We start from the raw sequence: 23,729 nt of genomic DNA on the forward strand, positions 1-23,729 counted from the left end.
CAGTACAACGCCGATCACCCGGCGGAGCGGGAAAACCGTGCGGCGACACTCCGCGCCTACGCTGAGACGGTGAACCGACACCTGCACCGCATCCACCGGGCCGACGAGATCGTGTTCGGCCGCAGCGCCGATCTGCGCCCCTCCGAGGTCGACCGCGCGATGCGCTTCCTCAGTCACGCCGCCGACAAGGGGGTCCTGTGGTGGTGTGTGGCGGCACTGCTGGGACTGGCCGGCGGGCGCGCCCGGCGCGGCGCCGTGCGCGGCCTGCTGTCCCTCGCGATGGCGAGCGGTCTGGCCAACGGCATCCTCAAACCGTTGTTCCCGCGGCGCCGCCCGCCCGCCCGCACGTGGACGAACGTGCTGCGCGGGGTGCCGATCCCCCGGTCCTCGTCCTTCCCATCGGGACATTCGGCGTCGGCGGCAGCGTTCACCACAGGCGTCGCTCTGGAATCGCCCGCGGCCGGCGCCGTACTGGCTCCCCTCGCCGCCGCGGTGGCGTACTCCCGGGTGCACAACGGCGTCCACTGGCCGTCGGACGTCGTAACCGGGCTGGTGCTCGGCGGGGCCGTCGCTTCAGGAACCCGCCGCTGGTGGGCGGTGCGCACCGAGGACCCGGCGGAACTGGGTCGCACCGTCGACGCGCCGGCCCTGCCGAGCGGTGAGGACCTGCTCGTGGTGGTGAACCCGGAGTCCGGGCCGGACAGCGTGGATCCCAGCGAGGACATCGCGACCGCTCTCCCGAAGGCGCACGTGCGCGCCCTCGACACCGATCACGATTTCGCCGCGCAACTCGACGCCTGGGTGGCCGACACGAATCCGCGTGCCCTCGGAGTGTGCGGTGGGGACGGGACCGTGGTCGCCGTGGCGTCCGCGGCCGCACGTCATTCTCTGCCGCTGGCGGTGTTCCCCGGCGGAACCCTCAACCACTTCGCGCGGGACGCCGGCGTCGCCGACATCTCGGACACGGCGAACGCCGTCGAGTCCGGACATGCGGTTCTCGTCGACCAGGCCGTCGTCCACACCGACGTCGCGGATCCCGCCCCGTTCCTCAACACCGCCAGTCTCGGCGGCTATCCCGACGCGGTCCGGCTGCGGGAGAAGTGGCAGCCCCGGTACGGGAAGTGGCCCGCGGCCGCTGCTGCGATGATCCGGATTCTCTCCGCGGCAACACCGCTCGCCATCACCATCGACGGCCGCCCCGTGAAGGTCTGGATGCTGTTCGTGGGGAACGGTCGGTATTCCCCCGCCGATCAGGTTCCGATGTCCCGTCCCGCGATCACCGGCGGACTGCTCGACGTCCGGTATGTGCGAGCCGACCGGCGAGCGTCCCGGCCGCGGCTGTTGTTCGCCGCCGCGACCGGAACGCTCGGAAGCAGCCGGGTGTACGTGCGATCCCTCGTGCCCCGGCTCACCGTGCGGGTGAATGGGGCGCCGGTGGCGCTGGCCACCGACGGTGAAGTGGTGGCCGACGCGCGGCGGTTCGAGTTCCGGACGGAACCCGGAGCGATCGCCGTATACCGACCTCAGTCCTGAGTGTCGGCCGGCTTCGTCTCGGTGTCCGGTTTCGGCTCCGGAGCGGACTCCGAGGCGGCCGCCGGCGCCGCGGGAACGAGTTGTTCGAGCGCGGGCCCGGCGATCCGCCGGAATGCGCGGCGAGGACGGGACTGATCGAGCACGGCCACCTCGAGGCTGGCCACGTCGACATTCCGCTTCTCGCCCTCCCCGGCGCCGCCCTGACGCAGGGCGTTGACCGCGATGCCGACCGCCGCCTCGAGGTCGAGGTCGGCACGGTACGACTCGCGCATGGCGGTCGCAATCGGCTCGGTCGTGCCACCCATCACCACGAAATGCTGTTCGTCGACGATGGATCCGTCGTACGTGATGCGGTACAGCTGGGGAGCCTTCGGGCTGCCCACCCGCCCGACCTCGGCGACGCAGATCTCCACCTCGTACGGCTTGGGCTGCTCGGTGAAAATCGTGCCCAGGGTCTGCGCGTACGCGTTGGCGAGCGATCGGCCCGTCACGTCACGGCGGTCGTAGGAGTAGCCGCGCATGTCTGCGTGGACGATCCCGGCGCGCCGCAGGTTCTCGAACTCGTTGTACTTGCCGACGGCCGCGAAGCCGAGCCGGTCGTACAGTTCGCTGACCTTGTGGAGGGCGGTCGAGGGATTCTCCGCGACGAACAGCACGCCGTCGCGGAACGTGAGCACCACGACGCTGCGTCCCCGGGCAATTCCTTTGCGCGCCAGTTCCGAGCGGTCCCGCATGATCTGCTCGGCGGAGGCGTAATACGGCATGGTCATCGCGCAGACCCCCCTTGTTCGGTGCGCTCGGCGACGATGCGCCGAGCCAACTCGGACGTCGTCTCCTCCGACACGTGCACGGCACCGGCCTGGGTGATCGTGACCGCGGTCGGGTAGATGCCGCGGGTCAGGTCGGGCCCACCGGTGGCCGAGTCGTCGTCGGCCGCGTCGTACAACGATTCGATGGCCGCCCGCAGGGCGGTCTCCTCGTCGCTGTCCGGCGAGTAGATCTTCTTCAGCGCCGACTTCGCGAACAACGATCCCGAACCGACCGCGTGGTATCCGGCGCGTTCCTCGTACCGGCCACCGACGACGTCGTACGAGACGATGCGGCCCGCCCGTGCCTCGTCGTCCGCGTCGAGGTCGTAGCCGACCAGCAGCGGGACGACCGCGAGACCTTGCATCGCCGCCCCGAGGTTGCCCCGCACCATCGACGCAAGCCGGTTGGCCTTGCCGTCGAAGGTCAGCGGAACGCCCTCGATCTTCTCGTAGTGCTCGAGTTCGACGGCGAACAGCCGCACCAGTTCGATGGCGATGCCCGCGGTGCCGGCGATACCGGCCGCCGAAAACTCGTCGGTGACGTACACCTTCTCGACGTCCCGACTGGCGATCAGGTTGCCCTGGGTCGCGCGCCGGTCGCCTGCGAGCAGGACGCCACCCTTGTAGGTGAGCGCCACGATCGTCGTTCCGTGCGGTGCGAGATCACCGCTCTCCATCCCGTCACCACCCCGTGTCGAGTGCGAACGATGGCCGATCCGATTCTCCGGCAGCAATTCTGGTGCGTGACCACGCAGATACTCGGTGAACGAGCTCAGATTCGAACCGAAACTGAGCCTCGTGTCACCGTCGCCTGTCCGCAATGCCGGTCGATCCGCCGTCACTGGCCGCCCTTCTGGACATAGGCCCGGACGAAGTCCTCGGCGTTCTCCTCGAGCACGTCGTCGATCTCGTCGAGAAGGTCGTCGGTGTCCTCGGCCAGCTTTTCGCGACGTTCCTGACCAGCGGCACCGTCACCGCCCGGGGTGTCGTCCTCGTCGCCGCCGCCAGTTCGTTTGGTCTGCTCTTGTGCCATCGCCGCCGACCTCCTTGTGTGAAGGGAGCTCTTCTTCCGAGCGTCCTGTCCTGCCAAGCAGTCTGACTACATCATCCGCTCGGACCTTCACCCTACCGAGCGTCGCCGCCCCACGTGTGCCGACGCGACGGTGAGTTCGGGGCAGATCTGTCCGGGAACGGCGGAGATGTCAGTTCGTGAGCTCGTCGACGAGCTCTTTCGCGGTTTCCACCGACTCCAGCAGCCTCCCCACGTGCGCTTTGCTGCCCCGCAGCGGCTCCAGGGTGGGGATGCGGACCAGCGAGTCTCCACCGAGATCGAAGATCACCGAATCCCAGCTCGCAGCCGCAATGTCGGCGCCGAACTTGCGCAGGCACTCGCCGCGGAAGTAGGCGCGGGTGTCGGTCGGCGGGGTGTCGACGGCGTCGAGCACCGCCTGCTCCGACACCAGGCGTTCCATCGACCCGCGGGCGACGAGCCGGTTGTAGAGCCCCTTGTCGAGGCGCACGTCCGAGTACTGCAGGTCGACGAGATGCAGTCGCGGCGCGGACCAGTTGAGGCCCTCCCGGTTCCGGAAACCCTCGAGCAGGCGCAACTTGGCAGGCCAGTCCAGCAGGTGGGCGCATTCCATCGGGTCCCGCTCGAGGAGGTCGAGCACCATCGCCCACTTCTCGAGCAGGTCGGCCACGCGGGGGTCGTCGTTGCCCTCGGCGGACATGAACTTGTCGACCCGGTCCAGGTAGATCCGCTGCAACGCAAGCCCGGTCAGTTCCCGGCCGTCGGCCAGCGCGACCGTGGCGCGCAGCGTCGGGTCGTGGCTGATGTGGTGCACGGCGGTGACCGGTCGGGCCAGCTGCAGGTCGGTGAGGTCGACACCGGCCTCGATGAGATCGAGGACCAGCGCCGTCGTCCCGACCTTGAGGTACGTCGACATCTCGGCGAGGTTCGCGTCGCCGATGATGACGTGCAGGCGCCGGTACTTGTCCGCGTCGGCGTGCGGTTCGTCGCGGGTGTTGATGATGCCGCGCTTGAGTGTGGTCTCGAGCCCGACCTCCACCTCGATGTAGTCGGCCCGCTGGGACAGCTGGAAGCCGGCCTCGTCACCGGACTGGCCGATGCCCACCCTGCCCGACCCGCAGATCACCTGACGGGACGCGAAGAATGGCGTCAGCCCGTTGATCACCGCGGAGAACGGCGTGGCCCGGGACATCAGGTAGTTCTCGTGGGTGCCGTACGACGCGCCCTTGCCGTCCACGTTGTTCTTGTACAGCTGGAGTCGCGGGGCGCCGGGCACGCTCGACGCGTGCCGGGCGGCCGCCTCCATCACGCGTTCACCGGCCTTGTCCCAGATGACGGCGTCCAGCGGGTCGGTGACCTCCGGGGCCGAGTACTCGGGATGCGCGTGGTCGACGTACAGCCGGGCGCCGTTGGTGAGGATCATGTTGGCCGCGCCGACCTCGTCCGCGTCGATCACCGGCGCCGGGCCGCTGAGCCGGCCCAGGTCGAATCCGCGGGCGTCCCGCAGCGGGGATTCCACCTCGTAATCCCATCGGGTGCGCTTGGCGCGCGGCACTCCCGCTGCCGCCGCATAGGCCAGCACCGCCTGGGTGGACGTCAAGATCGGATTGGCCGAAGGCTCGCTGGGTGAGGAGATTCCGTACTCGACTTCGACACCGATGATCCGCTGCATGCTGCCGAGCCTATGCGATCACCCACGTCACCCGGCGGCACACTCCTGCCGCGCGAGCCGTCGGTGTCCCGCGACTAGCCCGGCGAGCACTCCAGGTACTGGTCCGCCGAGATCGCCTCGAGCACGGTCCGGACCCCGGGCGGCGCCCAGGAGTGGGTGCCGTCGGTGCCGATTCGAGGGTCCGTCAGGTGCACCGTCCGGCGGCGCGTCACGATGGTGCATCCGCCCGCCGCCACCACGTTTCGCACCCAGTCGCTGTGCGCCCCGTACGTGAGGGCGAACCGGTAGCGGCCGTCCACGACGAACACGTTGACGGGTGTGCGGTACGTCTTGCCCGACGTACGGCCGCGGTGCTCGGCGATGGCGAAACCGGGCAGGAATGTCGCGACGTGGCGGCTCACCCGGTTGGTGACGACCCGGTTGAATCGGGCGATCGAACGCGGCAACGCCATGAACTCTCACCCCTTGGGCACCGGCACGAGCAACCGACCTCGACAGTACCGACGTTCGCCGGGGTGCTGGCAGGATCGACTCATGGATTCCGCACCGCACACCCCACCCGGCACGGACGAAGTGGTGGCGGTGTTCGACAGTTCCGGGCGGCCGGTGGGGTCCGCCGCGCGCTCCCGCGTCTACGCCGAGGGACTGTGGCACGCGAGCGCCGGGGTCCTCGTCCGATCCGGCGACGAACAGCGCCTCTACGTGCACCGGCGGTCGGACACGAAGACGGTGTTCGCCGGACACCACGACTGCCTGGCGGGCGGGGTGGTCGATCCCGGGGAGACCCCGGAGGAGGCCGCAGCGCGGGAACTGGCGGAGGAACTGGGCATCACCGGGGTCGGCCTCAGCCCCATCGCGAGGGTGGCGTGGGACGGCGAGTGGCAGGGCCTGCGACTGCGCTGCCACCTGTACGCCTACGAGACGCACTGGGACGGGCCCGTCGTCCACCAGGCCAGCGAGATCGCTTCGGGCTGGTGGTGGACACCCCACGAACTGGTGACGCATCTGCGCGACCCGCAGTGGCCGTTCGTCCCGGACACGAGGGCACTCCTCGAGGACTACCTCGTCGCACGGGACCGCTGACACGACGACCCGCGCGGCGGGAACCGCATCCGGGTTCCCGCCGCGCGGGTCGTGCCGATCGGCCTACAGGTACTGGCCGGTGTTGGACTCGGTGTCGATGGCGCGGCTCGCGCTCGCGTTCTTGCCGGTGACCAACGTGCGGATGTAAACGATCCGCTCACCCTTCTTGCCCGAGATCCGGGCCCAGTCGTCGGGGTTGGTGGTGTTCGGCAGGTCCTCGTTCTCCGAGAACTCGTCGACGATGGAGTCGAACAGGTGCTGGACGCGCAGGCCCGGGGCACCGGTGTCGAGCACCGACTTGATCGCGTACTTCTTGGCGCGGTCGACGATGTTCTGGATCATCGCCCCCGAGTTGAAGTCCTTGAAGTACAGGACCTCCTTGTCGCCGTTCGCGTACGTGACCTCGAGGAAGCGGTTCTCCTCGCTCTCGGCGTACATGCGGTCGACGACCCGTTCGATCATCACCCGGATGCAGGCCGTGCGGTCGCCACCGAACTCCGCGATGTCGTCGGCGTGCACCGGCAGCGTCTCGACGAGGTACTTCGAGAAGATGTCCTGCGCCGACTCGGCGTCGGGGCGTTCGATCTTGATCTTCACGTCGAGGCGGCCGGGACGCAGGATCGCGGGGTCGATCATGTCCTCGCGGTTGGATGCGCCGATCACGATGACGTTCTCGAGTCCCTCGACACCGTCGATCTCACTGAGCAGCTGCGGCACGACGGTGGTTTCGACGTCGGAGGAGACACCCGATCCGCGGGTGCGGAAGATCGAATCCATCTCGTCGAAGAACACGATCACCGGGGTGCCCTCGGACGCCTTCTCCCGGGCCCGCTGGAAGATCAGCCGGATGTGCCGCTCGGTCTCGCCGACGAACTTGTTCAGCAGCTCGGGGCCCTTGATGTTGAGGAAGTAGGACTTGGCTTCCTTGCTGTCCTGCCCCCGGGCCTCGGCGATCTTCTTCGCGAGCGAGTTGGCGACCGCCTTCGCGATGAGCGTCTTGCCGCACCCGGGAGGACCGTAGAGGAGAACACCCTTCGGCGGGCGGAGCTCGTATTCGTGGAACAGGTCCTTGTGGAGGAACGGCAACTCGACGGCGTCGCGGATCTGCTCGATCTGCCGGCCGAGGCCGCCGATGTCGTCGTAGTGGACGTCGGGGACCTCTTCGAGGACGAGATCCTCGACCTCGGCCTTGGGGATCCGCTCGAACGCGTACCCGGCCTTCGTGTCGACGAGGAGGGAGTCGCCCGGCCGCAGTTTGCGGGTGGGCGATTCGGCGTCGTACGCGACCGACTCCCTCTCGCTGTCCGCGTACACGGTGGCGAGGGGTTCGGCCAGCCAGACGATCCGTTCCTCGTCGGCGTGGCCGACCACGAGGGCGCGATGACCGTCGTCGAGGACCTCGCGCAGCGTGCTGATCTCACCGACGCGCTCGAAAGTGCCCGCTTCCACGATCGTGAGTGCCTCGTTGAGGCGCACGGTCTGGCCGAGCTTGAGGGTCTCGGCGTCGACGTTAGGGGAGCAGGTCAACCGCATCTTGCGTCCGGAGGTGAACACGTCCACGGTCTGGTCGTCGTGCACTCCGAGCAGCACGCCGTATCCGCTCGGCGGCTGGCCGAGGCGATCGACTTCCTCTCGAAGCGCAATGAGCTGCTGACGGGCCTCCTTGAGGGTGTCCATCAGCTTGGTGTTCCGGATGGACAGCGAGTCCACTCGCGATTCCATCTCACGAAGCTGTTCCGGCGACTCCGCGAGCTGCCTGCGCAGTGCCGACGCCTCTGCGCGCAACGCCTCGAGCTCTCGTGCGGCCGCAACCGAATCGGGGTTCTCTGTCGAGCTCATGTGCGTCTCCTCCCAATGAGATCTATCAACGCTACCGGCACTCCCCGAATTCTGCGCCGTGACACGGATTCTGCCGATTGCGAATCGGCATACGCGACACCCAGGGCCTCCGAAACTCTCATGTTAGCCTTACCTACCTGTCGAGCAGTTTCCTCTCTATTCTGTATAACGAAAGGGTTCGTCGTGATAATCCGCAAGTCCCTGAACGGCACATCCTTCACCGGTAGGTCCGTGATTGCCGTGGGCGCGGTGGTTCTCGCGCTCGGGATGTCGGCGTGCTCGTCCGACGACGGTTCCGACACCGCCGCGGCGACGTCCGCGGCCACGTCGTCCCAGGCAGACGCGGCCGCCGCCCCCACGCCGGAGGAACTGCTCGGTACGCTCCAGCTGCTCGTGGACCCGGCGCGGCCGGTAGACGACAAGACGGCAGTGGTCGTCGACGGCGACGAACGCCGCCCGAATCTCGAGGCGATGACCGCCGCCATGGCCAACTACCCGGTCTCCTTCACGGTCACGGACGTGCAGGTGGAAGGCGATACGGCGACGGCGAACGTCGCGATCGTGAGCCCGCACGGCACGGCCGCTCCGACGGCGTGGACGTGGGAGAACGTCGACGGCGTGTGGAAGGTGTCGGACGAGAGCACGTGCACCCTCCTCGGCATGGCACGCGCGAGCTGCAGCTGACTCTTCGTCCTTCGGCGGCGCCCGCTCCGGGCGCCGCCGAAGGCGTGTCTCAGCCCTTACCCGACCGGCGCTGCGGCTTGGGTGTGACGGTTCCCTCGGCGAGACGCCGGGCGCTCACCAGGAACGCGGTGTGGCCCTGCATCCGGTGTTCCGGCCGCACGGCGAGCCCGACGACGTGCCAGCCCCGGACGATCGACTCCCAGGACCGCGGCTCGGTCCAGCACTCCTGCTCGCGCATCGCCTCGACGACCTTGGAGAGCTGCGTCACAGTCGCGACGTAGACCACGAGCACACCGCCGGGCACCAGCGCCTTGGACACCGCGGGCAGCGCGTCCCAGGGGGCCAGCATGTCGAGGACCACCCGGTCGACCTGGCCGCCCGCCGCGTCGGCATCGAACTCGGCGACGTCGGCGATGGTCAGGTCCCAGTTCGCGGGGCGTTCCCCGAAGAACGTCTCGACGTTCCGCACCGCGTGTTCGGCGTGGTCGTCGCGCACCTCGTACGAGATGACCCGGCCTTCCGGCCCGACCGCGCGCAGCAGGGAGCACGTCAGTGCGCCCGAGCCGGCGCCGGCCTCGAGAACGCGGGCGCCGGGGAAGACGTCGCCCTCGTGGACGATCTGCGCGGCGTCCTTCGGGTAGATGACCTGCGCCCCGCGGGGCATCGACAGGACGTAGTCGACGAGCAGCGGACGCAACGCGAGGTACGGGGTGCCGTTGGTCGACTTGACCACGCTGCCCTCGTCGGTGCCGATCAGGTCGTCGTGCAGGATTCCGCCGCGGTGCGTGTGGAAGTCCTTGCCCGCCTCCAGGTTGACCGTGTAATGCCGACCCTTGCTGTCGGTCAACTGGACGCGATCGCCCACCCGAAACGGTCCACTCGGTCGCGTTTCGCGTCCCACCATCGTCACCGACTCCTCAGCCTGTTCGTCCGGCGCCGTCCGGCGCCCGCCCCGCAGCCCCGACACGACTGTCGGACCGGGGGCCTACCCTGCCAGGTGTGAGCATCTCAGAGTCGCCAGCCCCCGTCACAAAGGGTTCCCCGTCACAGCCCGGCGACACTTCGGTCACCCGCAGGCGCCCCGCCCTGTCACCGTCCCGGGCCGGCGACTTCAAGCAGTGCCCGCTCCTCTACCGCTTCCGCGCCGTCGACCGGCTCCCCGAGGCGCCGTCGCGCGCGCAGGTGAAGGGCACGGTGGTGCACGCCGCCCTGGAATCCCTGTTCGGGCTGCCCGCAGCCGAGCGGGTCCCGCAGAAGGCGGTCGAGCTGATCCTCCCGTCCTGGGAGCGCCTCCTGGCCGACGCTCCCGACCTGATCGACCTGGTCCCCGAGGACCAGCGCGAGTCGTTCCTCGACGAGGCACGGTCGCTCGTCACCGCCTACTACCAGCTGGAGGACCCCACCCGGTTCGAGGCCGAATCGTGCGAACAGCGCGTCGAGACCGAACTCGCCGACGGGGTGCTGCTCCGCGGATTCGTCGACCGCATCGACGTCGCCCCCACCGGTGAGGTGCGGGTGGTCGACTACAAGACCGGTCGCGCACCCCGCGAGATGTCGGAGTCCAAGGCGCTGTTCCAGATGAAGTTCTACGCGCTGGTCCTGCTGCGCACCCGCGGCATCGTCCCCGCGCAGCTGCGGCTGCTGTACCTCGCGTCCGGGACGGTCCTCACCTACGCGCCCGACGAGGACGAATTGCTGCGGTTCGAGCGCACGCTGTCGGCGATCTGGAAGGCCATCCTGGCGGCGGGCGTCACCGGCGATTTCCGACCCAAGCCGAGCCGGCTCTGCGACTGGTGTGATCATAAGTCCCTGTGCCCCTCGTTCGGAGGAACGCCGCCTCCCTACCCGGGATGGCCGGAGGGGCCCGCCGAAGACGCACCAGGTTTCGAGGAGATTGTCGAATGAGTTCCGAGTCCTACTACGTACCACTCGGTTCGGAAGCACTGGGTGCGTCGGAAGTGGACTCGGACCAGAAGGTCACGGTCGAGCGATTCGACAGCACGGACCTGACGATCAGCGTGTGGGCCGAGACGATGCAGCACGGTGCTCCCCCGTCCGCGCTGCTCGTGCGGGCACTCGAACGGTGCGCCCCTCGTGACGACGCGCGCATCACGCGGGTCGTGGTCGAAATCCTCGGCCCGATCCCGATCGCCGAACTCGAGGTCCGGTCCTGGGTGCAGCGGCCGGGCCGCCGGGTGGAACTGGTGGTCGCCGAACTGTGGACCGTCGGCGACCGGCCGCGTGCCGTGGCGCGGGGCTCGGCGTGGCGGATGGAGACCGTCGACACCGGCGACGCCGTCCACGTCGTCGACCCGCCACTCGAACCGCGGTCCACCGGCCGGGAGGGCAAGTTCAGCGAGGGCTGGAATTCGGGCTATCTGACGACCCTCGACTGGCGGTGGATCGCCGAGATGGGGTGCGAGGGTCCCGGCAAGCTGTGGGCGAGGCCGCGGCCCGCGTTGGTCCTCGGCGAGACCATGACGCCGCTCGAGCGGCTCTTCTCCATCGCGGACGTCGCCAACGGTGTGGGATCGAAACTGGACCCGGCGGACTGGACGTTCCTCAACACCGACCTCACCGTGCACATCTTCCGGGTCCCCGAGGGCGAGTGGGTCGGCGTCGGTTCCGAAACGTCCATCGGCCCCGACGGCGTGGGAATGTGCGCGGGCGTGCTGTACGACGAGACCGGTGCGGTCGGCCGGATCGCCCAGACCGTACAGGTCCGCGCCCGCTCCTGATCGGAACGGGCGCGGATCGTCTTGCGGCGGAACGAGATCAGAGTGCGCGGCAGGACCGGATGTTCGACGCGAGGATGGCCTTCGCGCCGAGATCCGCGAGTTCGTCCATCACTCCGTTGTGACCCTTGATCGGCACCATCGCCCGGACCGCGACCCAGTTCTCGTCGGCGAGCGGGGACAGCGTCGGCGACTCCAGTCCGGGGGTGATCTTCAGCGCGTCGTCGAGGATCGTCTTCGGGCAGTCGTAGTCGAGCATCAGATTCTGCTGCGCGAAGACGATGCCGCGCACCCGCTCGACCAACTGGTTGCGAGCGGAATCGTCGGCGGGCGAACCGGCGCGCTCGATGAGCACACCCTCCGAGTCGCACAGGGTGTCACCGAACGCGACCAGGTTGTGCTGGCGCAGCGTGCGGCCGGACCCGACGACGTCGGCGATGGCGTCGGCGACCCCGAGCTGGATGGAGATCTCCACGGCACCGTCGAGACGGATGACCGACGCCTCGATCCCGCGCGCGGACAGGTCGTCGCGCACCAGGTTGGGGTAGGACGTGGCGATCCGGAGCCCGGCGAGGTCCTCGACCTTCCAGTCCTTGCCCGCGGGGGCGGCGTACCGGAACGTGGAGCGGCCGAAGCCGAGCGACAGCCGCTCGGCGACCGGGGCGCCCGAGTCACGGGCGAGGTCGCGGCCGGTGATGCCCAGATCGAGTTCGCCGGATCCGACGTAGATCGCAATGTCCTTGGGGCGCAGGAAGAAGAACTCGACCTGATTGGACGGGTCGAGGACGGTCAGGTCGCGAGAGTCGGTGCGACGGCGGTAGCCGGCCTCGGAGAGGATTTCGGCGGCGGACTCGGACAGCGAGCCCTTGTTCGGGACTGCGACGCGCAGCATGGCTGAGGGTTCCTTTCGGGAGCGGGTGGAGGAGTCTCGATCACCGATCACAGATGTCGGTAGACGTCCTCGAGTTTCAGGCCCTTACCCACCATCAGCACCTGCGTCCAGTACAGCAGTTGGGAGATCTCCTCGGCGAGCGCCTCATCGCTTTCGTGCTCGGCGGCGATCCACACCTCACCCGCCTCTTCGAGGATCTTCTTTCCCTGCGAATGGACGCCGGCGTCGAGGGCGGCAACGGTGCCGGACCCCTCGGGGCGGGTAGCGGCACGCTCGGTCAGCTCGGCGAACAGGGATTCGAAGGTCTTCACGAGGACCCATTGTTTCACGCCGCCGCGGACCTCTCCGAACCGGTCACCACCCGAGTGTGCGGCGACTCTCGAACCGGCGGACCCGGCCCGAACGCGGATCGGTGAACTCGATGGCCCGCGCCAGCAACCGCAACGGCGTCGAGAAGTCGCCGGGCTCGGATCGCCGGAAGTCCGGGTAGTAGTTGTCGCCCTCGATCGGCAGCCCCAGCGACGACATGTGCAGCCGCAGTTGGTGCGTCCGGCCGGTCTTCGGCAGCAGCCGGTAGCGGGCGCGGCCATCTCGGGTCTCGATCAGGTCGACGGCGGTTTCGCTGTTCGGCTCTCCCGGTTCCTCCGTCGCCGTCATGATCCCGTGTTCCTTGACGATGCGGCTGCGGATGGTGCGCGGAAACTCCAGCGCGGGATCGTGCCCGGCGACGGCCTCGTACTCCTTGGTGACCTGCTGGGAGACGAACAGTTCCTGATACGGCCTTCGGTCTTCCGGCCGGATCAGGAACACCAGCACACCAGCCGTCATCCGGTCGAGACGGTGCGCCGGCGTGAGATCGGGGAGGTCGAGTGCGCGCCGCAACCGCACGACCGCCGTCTCGGTGATGTGCGCGCCCCGCGGGATGGTCGCCAGGAAATGGGGCTTGTCGATCACCACGAGGTGGTCGTCACGGTGGAGGATGTCGATCTCGAACGGAACCGGGATCTCGGGTGCGGGGTCGCGGTAGAAGTACACGAATCGGGTCGGCGCATAGCGGGTGGCGCGGTCGACGACCCGGCCGTGTTCGTCGACGACTTCCCCACCGTCGATCAGCGACAGCCAGTGCGCCCGCTCGTCCGGGTACGTGTCGACCAGGAATTCGGCGACGGTCTTCGCGCCGAGCCCGGCCGGCATCCGGATGCGATCGGGACCGAGACCGTTGCGGACGGGCAGCGGCGCCCCGGCCACCTCAGCCGGCCCGGTTCTCGGTGCAACCCGCGCACACGAGCACGAGTTCGCGGCCCCGGTCGTCCGGCAGATTCTCGTACCGGGACGTCGGACCGCCGCAACGGGTGCAGCGTCCCAGGGTCTTGGCCTGATCACTGAACTCGATGGTCATCCGCTTGTCGAAGACGTACAGCGACCCCTCCCACAGACCTGTGTCACCGAACGCCTCCCCGTAGCGGACGATGCCGCCGTCGAGTTGGTAGACCTCGCCGAACCCGCGCGAGCGCATCAGCGAGGACAGAACCTCGCACCGCACTCCCCCGGTGCAGTAGGTGACGACGGCCTTGTCCTTGAGATGGTCGTACTTGCCGCTGTCGAGTTCGTGCACGAAGTGGCGGGTGGTGGACACGTCCGGCACGACGGCGTCCCGGAAGCGGCCGATCTCCGCCTCGAAGCCGTTGCGTCCGTCGAAGAAGACGACATCGTCGCCGCGCCCCTCGACCAATCGATGCACTTCTTCCGGCGCCAGGTGGGTACCGCCGCCGACGACGCCGTCCGCGTCCACCTTCAGCTCGCCCGGCGCACCGAACGTCACGATCTCCGACCGCACCTTCACGCTGAGCCGCGGGAAGTCGTCCCCGAGCCCGTCCGACCATTTGATGTCGGCGTCCTTGAACGGCGCGTAGCCTCGTGTCCCCTTCACGTACCGCTTGACGTCGCGGATGTCGCCGCCGACGGTCGCGTTGATGCCGTCCTCGGAGACGAGGATCCGTCCGGTCAGGTTGTGCGCCTCGGCGAGCGTGTACTGCCACAGCCGGATGGCCTCCGGATCGGCGAGCGGGGTGAACACGTAGAACAGCACGATTTTCGGGACAGCCACGGGAATCCAGACTACCTAGAGACGCACACCGCTCGGCTGCGCCCAGGCCTCGGCGAGATCGGAACCGGTGAGACCTTCGAGACTGTCCCGGAACACCCGCCCCGGGCCGTCGGCCACCGGGATCTCGCACGGGACGATCAGGACGACGCATCCCGCGGCCTGCGCGGACGCCGCGCCGGTGGGCGAGTCCTCGATGGCGAGGCACTGCGACGGATGCAGCCCGAGCAGTTCGGCGCCCCGCAGGTACGGGTCGGGATGCGGTTTGCCTGCCGGCACCTCGTCGCCACACACGGAGTGGTCGAAGTGGTGCCTGCCGAGCGTCTCCAGTGCCCGCTCGGTGAGGCGGCGCTCGGTGTTGGTCACCAGCGCCGACCTCAGGCCGTGGGCCCGGGCGGTCCGCAGTGCGTCGTGGGCGCCCGGCCGCCACGGGATGCCGTCGCCGAACAGTTCCTCGACGCGGGTGAACATCCATTCCTTGGCCTCGGCGAGTGCGGCCGGATCCCGGTCCAGTCCGAGGGCGTCGAAGATGACACCGAGCGCGTTGGCGCTGGACGCACCGATCGTCTTCAGCCGGGTCTCCTCGGTCATCGGCCCGCCGAGGTTCAGCGACAACTCTCGGACCGCGACGTCCCACATCTTCTCGGAATCGAGCAGCGTTCCGTCCATGTCCCACAGCACGCCTGCGAGACCGTCGAATGCGTCAGACATTGAAGTACTTGGCTTCGGGGTGGTGCAGCACGAACGCATCCGTCGACTGCTCGGGATGCAACTGCAGTTCCTCCGACAACTTCACACCGATCCGTTCCGGTTCGAGGAGAGCGACCATCTTCGCGCGGTCCTCCAGGTTGGGGCAGGCGCCGTACCCGAAGGAGTAGCGGGCGCCGCGGTAGGCGAGGTCGAAGAATCCGGACACCTCGGACGGGTCCTGCTCGGCGACGTTGTGGCCGCCGGGCAGCACGAGTTCCTCACGGACCCGTCGATGCCAATACTCGGCCAGCGATTCCGTCAGCTGCACGCCGATGCCGTGCACCTCGAGGTAGTCGCGGTACGAGTTGGCGGCGAACAGTTCGTTCGCGAAGTCCGCGATCGGCTGCCCCATGGTGACCAGCTGCATCGGGAACACGTCGACCTGACCGGTCTCCTTCGCCTCGGTGCGGGACCTCACGAAGTCCGCGACGCACAGGAACCGGTGCCGGTGCTGGCGCGGGAAGGTGAACCGGAAGCTTTCCTCCGCGTCGGGCGCCGGTTCGGCGAGCACGACCACGTCGTCGCCCTCGGACACCGCGGGGAAATAGCCGTACACGACGGCGGCGTGGGCGAGGATTCCCTCGGTGCTCAGCCGGTCGAGCCAGTACCGCAGGCGGGGGCGACCCTCCGTCTCCACCAGTTCCTCGTAGGTGGGACCGTCGCCGGAACGCTGCCCGCGCAGACCCCACTGCCCGAGGAACAGGGCGCGCTCGTCCAGCAGCCCGGCGTAGTCGGACAGCGAGACCCCCTTCACGATCCGGTTTCCCCAGAACGGGGGGCTCGGGACGACGATGTCGGTGGCCACGTCGGACCGTTCCGGCACCTCGACCGGCGTCTCGGCGGCCTTGCGCTTCTCCGCGATCCGCTTGGACCGTTCGTGGCGGGCCTTGCGTTCGGCCGCCTTCTCCCGGGCCGCGATCGCTTCCGGACTGTCCGGGTCGGGCCCGCCGCCGCGCTTGACGGCCATGATCTCGTCCATCTTGTGCAGGCCCTCGAACGCGTCGCGCGCGTAGCTGACGTCGCCCTCGTACACCTCGGCCAGGTCGTTCTCCACGTACGAGCGGGTCAGCGCGGCACCGCCGAGGAGGACGGGGAACTTCTCCGCGACGCCCTTGGAATTGAGTTCCTGCAGGTTGTCCTTCATCACCACGGTCGACTTCACGAGCAGACCGGACATGCCGATGACGTCGGCCTTCTGCTCGATCGCCGCGTCGAGGATCGTCGCGATCGGCTGCTTGATGCCGAGGTTCACCACGTCGTACCCGTTGTTGCTCAGGATGATGTCGACGAGGTTCTTGCCGATGTCGTGGACGTCGCCCTTCACGGTGGCGATGACGATGCGGCCCTTGCCGTCCTCGTCGGTGGCCTCCATGTGCGGTTCGAGGTACGCCACGGCCGCCTTCATCACCTCGGCGGACTGCAGCACGAACGGCAACTGCATCTGCCCGGACCCGAACAGTTCGCCGACGGTCTTCATGCCGGACAGCAGGGTCTCGTTGATGATCGCGAGCGGCGGCTTCTCTTCCATCGCCGCGGTGAGGTCGTCGTCGAGGCCGTTGCGTTCACCGTCGACGATGCGCCGTTCCAGCCGCTCGAACAGCGGCAGCGCCGCCAGTTCCTGGGCGCGGGATTCGCGCGCCGACGCCGCGGAGACGCCCTCGAACAGTTCCATCAGCTTCTGCAGCGGGTCGTAACCCTCGCGCCGACGGTCGTAGACCAGGTCGAGGGCTGTTTCGCGCTGTTCGTCGGGGATCCGTGCCATCGGCAGGATCTTCGACGCGTGCACGATGGCCGTGTCCAGGCCCGCCTCGGTGCACTCGTGCAGGAACACGGAGTTCAGCACCTGCCGGGCGGCGGGGTTGAGACCGAACGAGATGTTGGACACGCCGAGGGTGAAGTGCACCCGCGGGTGCCGCTTCTTCAGTTCGCGGATCGCCTCGATCGTCTCGATGCCGTCGCGGCGGACCTCTTCCTGACCGGTGGAGATCGGGAAGGTCAATGCGTCGATGATGATGTCGGACTCGTCGAGGCCCCAGTTCTCGGTGATGTCGTCGAGCAGACGCTCCGCGATGCGGACCTTGTGCTCGGCGGTGCGTGCCTGGCCCTCCTCGTCGATGGTCAGCGCGACGACGGCGGCACCGTGCTCCTTGACGAGCCGCATGATCTTCTGGAACCGCGAGTCCGGTCCGTCGCCGTCCTCGTAGTTGACGGAGTTGACGGCGCACCGGCCACCGAGGTGTTCGAGGCCGGCCTGCAGAACCGCGGGCTCGGTGGAGTCGAGCATGATCGGCAGCGTCGACGACGTCGCGAACCGGCTCGCGAGGGCGGCCATGTCGGCGGCGCCGTCGCGCCCGACGTAGTCGACGTTGAGGTCGAGCATGTGGGCGCCGTCGCGGGTCTGATCCTTCGCGATGTCGAGGCACTTCTGGTAGTCCTCGGCGAGCATCGCCTCGCGAAATGCCTTGGAGCCGTTGGAGTTCGTGCGCTCGCCGATCATCAGGATGCTGGCGTCCTGCTCGAACGGCACCGCCGAGTACAGCGACGACGTCCCCGACTCGTGCACCGGGTTGCGCGCGGCCTTCTCGACGAGGCGGACCGCTTCGGCCACCTGCCGGATGTGCTCCGGGGTGGTGCCGCAGCAGCCGCCCACCAGACCGAGACCGAACTCCGTGACGAAGCCGCTGAGCGCCTCGGCAAGTTCCTCGGCGGTGAGCGGGTACTCGGCGCCGTTCGGGCCGAGTTGCGGCAGTCCGGCGTTGGGCATCACCGACACGGGCAGGGAGCTGTACTTGGACAGGTGGCGGAGATGTTCGCTCATCTCGGCGGGACCGGTCGCGCAGTTGAGTCCGATCATGTCGATGCCGAGCGGCTCGAGCGCGGTCAGCGCGGCACCGATCTCGCTACCGAGCAGCATCGTGCCGGTGGTCTCGACCGTGACGTGGGTGATGATCGGCAGCCGCGACCCGAGCGTCTCCATCGCCCGCTGACTTCCCAGGATGGCCGCCTTCACCTGAAGCAGGTCCTGGCAGGTCTCGACGAGGATCGCGTCGGCGCCGCCGTCGATCATGCCCATCGCGGCCTCCGCGTAGGCGTCGCGCAGGATCGCGAACGGAGCGTGGCCGAGCGTCGGCAGCTTGGTTCCGGGCCCCATCGAACCGAGGACGAACCGGCCCATGCCGTCGCGTCCCGGCCCCATCTCGTCGGCGACCTCACGCGCCAGCCGGGTGCCCTTCTCGGCCAGTTCCCGGATACGGTCCGAAATGTCGTAATCGGCGAGGTTGGGGAGGTTGCACCCGAACGTGTTGGTCTCGACGGCGTCGGCCCCGGCCTCGAAATACGCGCGGTGGATCTCTTTCAGCACGTCAGGGCGGGTGTCGTTGAGGATTTCGTTGCAGCCTTCGAGCCCGAGGAAATCGTCGAGCGTGAGGTCCGCGGCCTGCAACATGGTGCCCATGGCGCCGTCGCCGATGACAACGCGCTGGTTCAACGCATCGAGCAGGGCAGAGTGAAATGGCGCAGACATGCCGTCCAGACTAGTGGGCGCGCGAACCAATGCTGGCCGTAGGCTGGGTGGGTGAGTTCCAGTGAGTTCCCCGTCACGCCTGCGGGCCCCGACGACGACACCCCCGACACCGCCGACGACGGTGCTATCGACAGCGCCGTGCCCGTACTTCGTGACCCTGTTCTCGTCGCCGCCTTCGAAGGCTGGAACGACGCCGGCGACGCCGCGAGCGGAGCCGTCGAGCACCTCGAACTGACCTGGGACGCCCAGCCGCTGGCCGAGCTGGACTCCGAGGAATACTACGACTACCAGGTCAATCGCCCCACGGTCCGGCAGGTCGACGGTGTCACCCGGGAGATCGTGTGGCCGGCCACCCGGCTGTCGGTGTGCTCGCCCCCCGGCAGCGACCGCGACGTCGTGCTGCTACGCGGAATCGAACCGAACATGCGCTGGCGCAGCTTCTGCGACGATCTTCTCGAGCTGATCGATCAACTGCAGATCAACACCGTGGTGATCCTCGGGGCCCTGCTCGCGGACACCCCGCACACGCGGCCGGTCCCGGTGACGGGCAGCGCGTACAGCAGCGAGGCCGCCGAGCGGTTCAAGCTGGAGCAGACCCGCTACGAGGGGCCGACCGGGATCACCGGGGTGCTGCAGGACGCGTGTGTCCGGGCGGGTGTGCCTGCCGTGTCGTTCTGGGCGGCCGTGCCCCATTACGTGTCCCAGCCACCGAACCCCAAGGCGACGGTGGCACTGCTGCAGCGCGTCGAGGACGTCCTGGACATCGAGGTGCCCCTCGGGGAACTCCCGTCTCAGGCCGACGACTGGCAGGAAGCCGTCACCGAGATGACCGCGGACGACGAGGAGATCGGCGACTACGTCCGCTCCCTCGAGGAGCGCGGCGACGCCGAGACCGACATCTCCGACGCCATCTCGAAGATCGACGGTGACGCGCTCGCGGCCGAGTTCGAACGGTATCTCCGCAGGCGTGGGCCCGGCAGCTTCGGGCTGTGACGAAGAACTCGTCCGATTCGCTTCGTTCCTCGCTCCAGCGCACGGCGCTCTACGCCGGCGGCTTCCTCGGCCCCTTCGGCGGCGGTGTGGTCGCCTCGATCCTCCCCGAGATCGGTGACGACCTCGGCGTGAGCGCATCCGCCGCGGCGGGGTCGCTGACGGCGTACCTGCTGCCGTTCGCGTTGCTGATGCTGGTGTCGGGCACGCTGGGCGCCCGGTGGGGACAGATGCGGACCGTGCGGATCGCGTACGGAGTCTACCTGCTGTCGTCGCTGGCCTGCTTCGCGGCGCCGACGCTGCCGCTCTTCCTCGGCGCCCGCGTGCTTCAGGGCTGTTCCAACTCGTTCACGACGCCGCTGCTGCTGGCCGCGCTCGCCGCCTCGACGCCGAAGAAGCACCTCGGCCGCGCGCTGGGGATCTTCGGCGCCTTCCAGGCCGCGGGACAGTCGAGTGCCCCGCTCGTCGGCGGCCTCGCGGCGGAGGTCGACTGGCGACTCGCGTTCCTCGTCATCGCCCTCGTGGCCGCGGTGCTGGGTCTCGTCGGCGTTCCCGACAGCCCGCCCGCCGAGCCGGGGGCGGCGCGCCCGCGACTGCGGGACGCCCTCACCCCGTCGGTGCTGAGAATCGGGGTGGTTGCACTGCTCGGCTGGGGCGCACTCGGTGGGCTGAGCTTCCTGGTCGCCTTCCGCGCCGAGGACGTGTTCGGTCTGAGCCCCACCCAGCGCGGCCTGCTGCTCACCGGGTTCGGAATTGCCGGCATCCTCACCGCACGACTCGTCGGCGGTGTCATCGACAAGATCGGAGCCCGGGCCGCCGTGTTGATCGGCGCATTCGTCGGGGCGGCTCTGGTCGCCGTCGCCGGGACCGTATCGCTCCTCGCCGTCGTCGCCGTGGCGTGGTTCGCGGCCGGAACCGCAGGTCAGTTCATCCTGGTCGGCGTCAACGCCGCCGTCCTCGGATCGCCGGGCCCGAACCGGGGCGGCGCGGTGTCCGTCGTGCAGGCGTTGCGGTTCACCGGCAACGCGCTCGCGCCGATCACCCTCACCCCGGTGTACGCGGTGTCGCCCGCGGCCGGGTTCCTTCTGCCGGCCCTGCTCCTCGCCGTGCTGGCCCCACTGCTGATGCCCCGCGACCGACCACCTGTCTGACACGCTTTCCGGGAACGCTGTGAGGTGTTCCTGATTCCGACGTAACGTGCACGCAGCCGTTACGACACTCCCGGGGCGCAGCCTCTTTGCATGGCCCACACACCGAGTTCGAGCAAGCTGCTGGTCGTCGGCAACGGTATGGCCGGCGCCCGCACCGTCGAGGAGATCCTGAACCGTGGCGGGCGCGAGCGGTTCGAGATCACCATGATCGGCGACGAGCCGTACGGCAACTACAACCGGATCATGCTCTCGCACGTGCTGTCCGGGGAGGCGGCCGTCGACGACGAGAACCTGATCCTCAACCCCATGGGCTGGTACACGGCGAACGGTGTGAAACTCCACGCCGGTGACCGGGCGGTCTCACTCGACCGGTTCGCGAAGACCGTCACGTGCGAGAGCGGCCGCGTCGTCGACTACGACGTGCTGATCGTCGCCACGGGAAGCAACACGTTCTTTCCCAACATGGACGGACTGCGGGAGCACGACGGACGCCTGGCCCGCGGGGTGTTCGGATTCCGCAACATCGCCGACACCAACGGCATGCTGCAGATGGCGCAGGCACGCGACGACGTGTCCGCGGTGGTGATCGGCGGCGGGCTGCTCGGGCTCGAGGCCGCGTACGGGCTGCGGACCCAGGGACTCAGCGTCAACGTCGTGCACTCCCCCGGGCACCTGATGAACCAGCAACTCGACGAACGCGGCGGCAGCGTCCTGCGCGCCGAGATCGAGAAACTCGGCGTCGGCGTCCACACCTCGATGCGGACCACCGCCGTGCTGCGCGACGACGCCGGCCTGGTGACCGGGGTGTCGTTCGTCGACGGCTCCACACTGGACGCCGACATGGTGGTCGTCACCGCGGGAATCCGGCCCAACACCGAACTGGCGCGGGCCGCCGGCCTGGTGGTCGAGCGCGGGATCGTCGTCGACGACCAGATGCGCTGCGAGGACGAGGGTTCCGTGTACGCCGTCGGCGAGTGCGCGCAGCACCGCGGAGAGACGTACGGCCTGGTCGCCCCTGTGTGGGAGCAGGCGGTCATCCTCGCGGACGTGCTCACCGGCTCCGATCCGGAAGCGGCCTACGTCGGTTCGCGCACCACCACCCAGCTGAAGGTCGCCGGGGTGGACGTGGCCGCGATGGGCGTCAAGGGACCCGAGACCGCGGACGACGAGTTCGTCCAGTACTACGAACCGCGCAGCGGCACGTACAAGAGCCTCGTCGTCCGGGACGGAAAGCTGATCGGCGCCACCCTGATGGGCGACATCAGCAAGGCCGGCTTCCTCACGCAGGCGTTCGACGGCAAGGTGCCGCTGCCCGAGGAGCGCATCAGCATGCTCTTCGACGTCGGGGCGCCGGGCGCCGCGACGAGTGTCGCCGACCTTCCCGACGACCTGCAGGTGTGCAACTGCAACGGCGTGAGCAAGGGCGACCTGGTGGCCTGCGTCCACTCCGGCGCCAAGACCCTCACCGACGTCTGCGCCCAGACCCGCGCGGGCAAGGGCTGCGGGTCGTGCAAGGGACTCGTCGCCGACATCGTGGCCTGCGCCGCCGGCGGCGAACTCGAAGCCGATCCCTCCGCCGACTGGTACGTGCCGTGCATCCCGATGAGCAAGCCCGAACTCATCGCGACCATCCGGGACCGCGATCTGCGGGCCGTGTCCCAGGTGTTCGCCGAACTCGCGACGGACGCGCAGGAGGACGCGTCCGCGAAGATGCCGCTCGCGTCCCTGCTCCGCACGATCTGGGGTCCCGACTGGGTGGACGAGCGCGGCGCCCTGTTCATCAACGACCGCGTGCACGCCAACATCCAGCGCGACGGCACGTTCTCGGTGGTCCCGCAGATGAAGGGCGGCGTCACCACGCCGGATCAGCTCCGCAAGATCGCCGACGTGGCCGACAAGTACGGTGTGCCGCTCGTGAAGGTCACTGGCGGGCAACGCATCGACCTGCTCGGCATCAAGAAGGAGGATCTCCCCAAGGTGTGGGGCGACCTCGACATGCCGTCCGGGTTCGCCTACGGCAAGAGCATGCGCACGGTGAAGACGTGCGTCGGAACCGATTTCTGCCGCTACGGTCTCGGCGATTCGACGAGCCTCGGCATCGCACTCGAAGAGCGGTTCCAGGGCCTGGAGACGCCCGCGAAGCTGAAGCTCGCGGTGGCCGGCTGCCCCCGCAACTGCTCGGAGGCCCTGTGCAAGGACTTCGGTGTGGTTGCGGTCGGCGACGGCCGCTGGGACATCTACGTCGGCGGCGCCGCCGGCGCCCACATCCGCAAGGGCGATCTGCTGGCCACGGTCGAATCACCGGACGCCGTGATCGAACTCGGCGGGCGATTCATCCAGTACTACCGCGAGAACGCGAAATGGCTCGAACGCACCTACGACTTCGTGCCGCGGGTGGGGCTCGAACATCTTCAGGCGCTACTGGTCCGAGACGAGGAGGACATCGTGACGGGATTGGACGAGCGGATCCAGACGGCGGTCGACGGCTACCGGGATCCCTGGAAGGAGCGCAGCGCGCCGAAATCACCCGCACAGTTCGCTCCCTCGCTTCCGCTGCTGCCGCTCCCCCAGGTGCCGGTCCGATGACCGCCCTGATCGAGGGTCCGGCCGAGGTCGCGGTGGGACCGGTCAGCGACCTGACACCGGGCGAGGGCCGGACGTACGTCGTGCAGAATCGGCAGGTGGCCGTATTCCTGCTGTCGGACGGCACGGTTCGGGCAATGGACGCGGTGTGCCCGCACAAGGGCGGTCCCCTCGCCGACGGACAGATCGACGCCACCGGCGTGATGTGTCCGCTCCACCAGTACGCGTTCGCCTTCGACACGGGCGCCTGCGGATCCGAGGGTGTGGGCTCGGTCCGCACGTACCCCGCCTCGGTCCGCGACGGGTCGGTCGTCGTGCACGTGTGAAAGTTCGCCCGATTGCGCTCTGCCC

At 68.6% G+C, this 23,729-nt stretch carries 22 protein-coding genes; 9 read left to right on the top strand and 13 right to left on the bottom strand.

Features of this window, described 5'->3' with window-relative positions; translation table 11 throughout:
• The first annotated feature begins 69 nt into the window (after nt 1-69).
• Nucleotides 70-1,533, top strand: a complete 1,464-nt coding sequence (locus CA951_RS11630) for a phosphatase PAP2 family protein (RefSeq protein ID WP_087557040.1) — start codon at nt 70-72, stop codon at nt 1,531-1,533.
• On the opposite strand, the gene prcA is transcribed toward CA951_RS11630, so the two are convergent.
• The 5 genes from prcA to CA951_RS11655 all read right to left on the bottom strand — a co-directional run bounded on the left by prcA (nt 1,524) and on the right by CA951_RS11655 (nt 5,496).
• On the bottom strand, nt 1,524-2,303 hold the full coding sequence (gene prcA, locus CA951_RS11635) for a proteasome subunit alpha (RefSeq protein ID WP_087556978.1): 780 nt from the start codon (nt 2,301-2,303) through the stop codon (nt 1,524-1,526). The two genes, CA951_RS11630 and prcA, sit on opposite strands and share 10 nt — an antisense overlap.
• On the bottom strand, nt 2,300-3,184 hold the full coding sequence (gene prcB, locus CA951_RS11640; RefSeq protein ID WP_087556979.1) for a proteasome subunit beta: 885 nt from the start codon (nt 3,182-3,184) through the stop codon (nt 2,300-2,302). The genes prcA and prcB overlap by 4 nt, the downstream gene beginning before the upstream one ends.
• On the bottom strand, nt 3,181-3,375 hold the full coding sequence (locus CA951_RS11645) for a ubiquitin-like protein Pup (protein ID WP_005242990.1): 195 nt from the start codon (nt 3,373-3,375) through the stop codon (nt 3,181-3,183). The genes prcB and CA951_RS11645 overlap by 4 nt, the downstream gene beginning before the upstream one ends.
• A 169-nt stretch (nt 3,376-3,544) precedes the next feature.
• On the bottom strand, nt 3,545-5,044 hold the full coding sequence (dop, locus tag CA951_RS11650; protein WP_087556980.1) for a depupylase/deamidase Dop: 1,500 nt from the start codon (nt 5,042-5,044) through the stop codon (nt 3,545-3,547).
• A 74-nt stretch (nt 5,045-5,118) separates the two neighbouring features.
• Entirely contained in the window at nt 5,119-5,496 is a 378-nt protein-coding gene (locus CA951_RS11655; RefSeq protein ID WP_087556981.1) for a nitroreductase family deazaflavin-dependent oxidoreductase, read from the bottom strand.
• 82 nt (nt 5,497-5,578) lie between these two features.
• Between CA951_RS11655 and CA951_RS11660 the strand changes: the two genes are divergently transcribed.
• Nucleotides 5,579-6,127 carry an NUDIX domain-containing protein gene (locus tag CA951_RS11660; protein WP_087556982.1) on the top strand — a complete coding sequence of 183 codons (549 nt, stop codon included), beginning with the start codon at nt 5,579-5,581 and terminating at the stop codon, nt 6,125-6,127.
• A 63-nt stretch (nt 6,128-6,190) separates the two neighbouring features.
• Here CA951_RS11660 and arc read toward each other — a convergent pair whose 3' ends face one another.
• Nucleotides 6,191-7,966 carry a proteasome ATPase gene (arc, locus tag CA951_RS11665; RefSeq protein WP_087556983.1) on the bottom strand — a complete coding sequence of 592 codons (1,776 nt, stop codon included), beginning with the start codon at nt 7,964-7,966 and terminating at the stop codon, nt 6,191-6,193.
• 183 nt (nt 7,967-8,149) lie between these two features.
• Between arc and CA951_RS11670 the strand changes: the two genes are divergently transcribed.
• A complete protein-coding gene (locus CA951_RS11670; protein ID WP_087556984.1) occupies nt 8,150-8,650 on the top strand; it encodes a hypothetical protein in 501 nt (166 codons plus the stop codon).
• Nucleotides 8,651-8,699: 49 nt separating this feature from the next.
• Here the strand turns inward: CA951_RS11670 and CA951_RS11675 are convergent, their stop codons facing one another.
• Complete coding sequence (locus CA951_RS11675; protein WP_087556985.1) at nt 8,700-9,554, bottom strand: tRNA (adenine-N1)-methyltransferase; 855 nt, start codon at nt 9,552-9,554, stop codon at nt 8,700-8,702.
• A 95-nt stretch (nt 9,555-9,649) separates the two neighbouring features.
• Here CA951_RS11675 and CA951_RS11680 point away from each other — a divergent pair, with 95 nt between their 5' ends.
• Nucleotides 9,650-10,555 (top strand): RecB family exonuclease, encoded by a 906-nt coding sequence (locus CA951_RS11680; RefSeq protein WP_087556986.1) that lies wholly within the window; start codon nt 9,650-9,652, stop codon nt 10,553-10,555.
• Nucleotides 10,552-11,388 carry a thioesterase family protein gene (locus CA951_RS11685; protein ID WP_087556987.1) on the top strand — a complete coding sequence of 279 codons (837 nt, stop codon included), beginning with the start codon at nt 10,552-10,554 and terminating at the stop codon, nt 11,386-11,388. Before CA951_RS11680 ends, CA951_RS11685 begins: the two co-directional genes overlap by 4 nt.
• A 37-nt stretch (nt 11,389-11,425) precedes the next feature.
• On the opposite strand, the gene hisG is transcribed toward CA951_RS11685, so the two are convergent.
• From hisG to metH, 6 genes are read right to left on the bottom strand one after another with little or no spacing between them, the layout of a single operon-like run.
• A complete protein-coding gene (hisG, locus tag CA951_RS11690) occupies nt 11,426-12,277 on the bottom strand; it encodes an ATP phosphoribosyltransferase (protein WP_012687844.1) in 852 nt (283 codons plus the stop codon).
• 47 nt (nt 12,278-12,324) lie between these two features.
• Nucleotides 12,325-12,606 (bottom strand): phosphoribosyl-ATP diphosphatase, encoded by a 282-nt coding sequence (locus CA951_RS11695; protein WP_009473527.1) that lies wholly within the window; start codon nt 12,604-12,606, stop codon nt 12,325-12,327.
• Nucleotides 12,607-12,631: 25 nt separating this feature from the next.
• Complete coding sequence (locus CA951_RS11700; RefSeq protein WP_087556988.1) at nt 12,632-13,525, bottom strand: pseudouridine synthase; 894 nt, start codon at nt 13,523-13,525, stop codon at nt 12,632-12,634.
• Nucleotide 13,526: 1 nt separating this feature from the next.
• Nucleotides 13,527-14,384 carry a rhodanese-related sulfurtransferase gene (locus CA951_RS11705; RefSeq protein ID WP_087556989.1) on the bottom strand — a complete coding sequence of 286 codons (858 nt, stop codon included), beginning with the start codon at nt 14,382-14,384 and terminating at the stop codon, nt 13,527-13,529.
• A gap of 15 nt (nt 14,385-14,399) precedes the next feature.
• Entirely contained in the window at nt 14,400-15,092 is a 693-nt protein-coding gene (locus CA951_RS11710; protein ID WP_087556990.1) for an HAD family phosphatase, read from the bottom strand.
• On the bottom strand, nt 15,085-18,654 hold the full coding sequence (gene metH / locus CA951_RS11715) for a methionine synthase (RefSeq protein WP_087556991.1): 3,570 nt from the start codon (nt 18,652-18,654) through the stop codon (nt 15,085-15,087). The genes CA951_RS11710 and metH overlap by 8 nt, the downstream gene beginning before the upstream one ends.
• 51 nt (nt 18,655-18,705) lie before the next feature.
• Between metH and CA951_RS11720 the strand changes: the two genes are divergently transcribed.
• From CA951_RS11720 to CA951_RS11735, 4 genes are all read left to right on the top strand, one after another.
• Entirely contained in the window at nt 18,706-19,647 is a 942-nt protein-coding gene (locus CA951_RS11720; RefSeq protein WP_087556992.1) for a PAC2 family protein, read from the top strand.
• Complete coding sequence (locus tag CA951_RS11725) at nt 19,644-20,795, top strand: MFS transporter (RefSeq protein ID WP_087556993.1); 1,152 nt, start codon at nt 19,644-19,646, stop codon at nt 20,793-20,795. Before CA951_RS11720 ends, CA951_RS11725 begins: the two co-directional genes overlap by 4 nt.
• Nucleotides 20,796-20,885: 90 nt before the next feature.
• Entirely contained in the window at nt 20,886-23,381 is a 2,496-nt protein-coding gene (nirB, locus tag CA951_RS11730; RefSeq protein ID WP_087556994.1) for a nitrite reductase large subunit NirB, read from the top strand.
• Complete coding sequence (locus tag CA951_RS11735) at nt 23,378-23,704, top strand: nitrite reductase (NAD(P)H) small subunit (protein WP_087556995.1); 327 nt, start codon at nt 23,378-23,380, stop codon at nt 23,702-23,704. Before nirB ends, CA951_RS11735 begins: the two co-directional genes overlap by 4 nt.
• Nucleotides 23,705-23,729 lie beyond the last annotated feature (25 nt).

This window comes from Rhodococcus sp. NCIMB 12038, from assembly GCF_002165735.1.
Lineage (GTDB): Bacteria > Actinomycetota > Actinomycetes > Mycobacteriales > Mycobacteriaceae > Rhodococcus_F.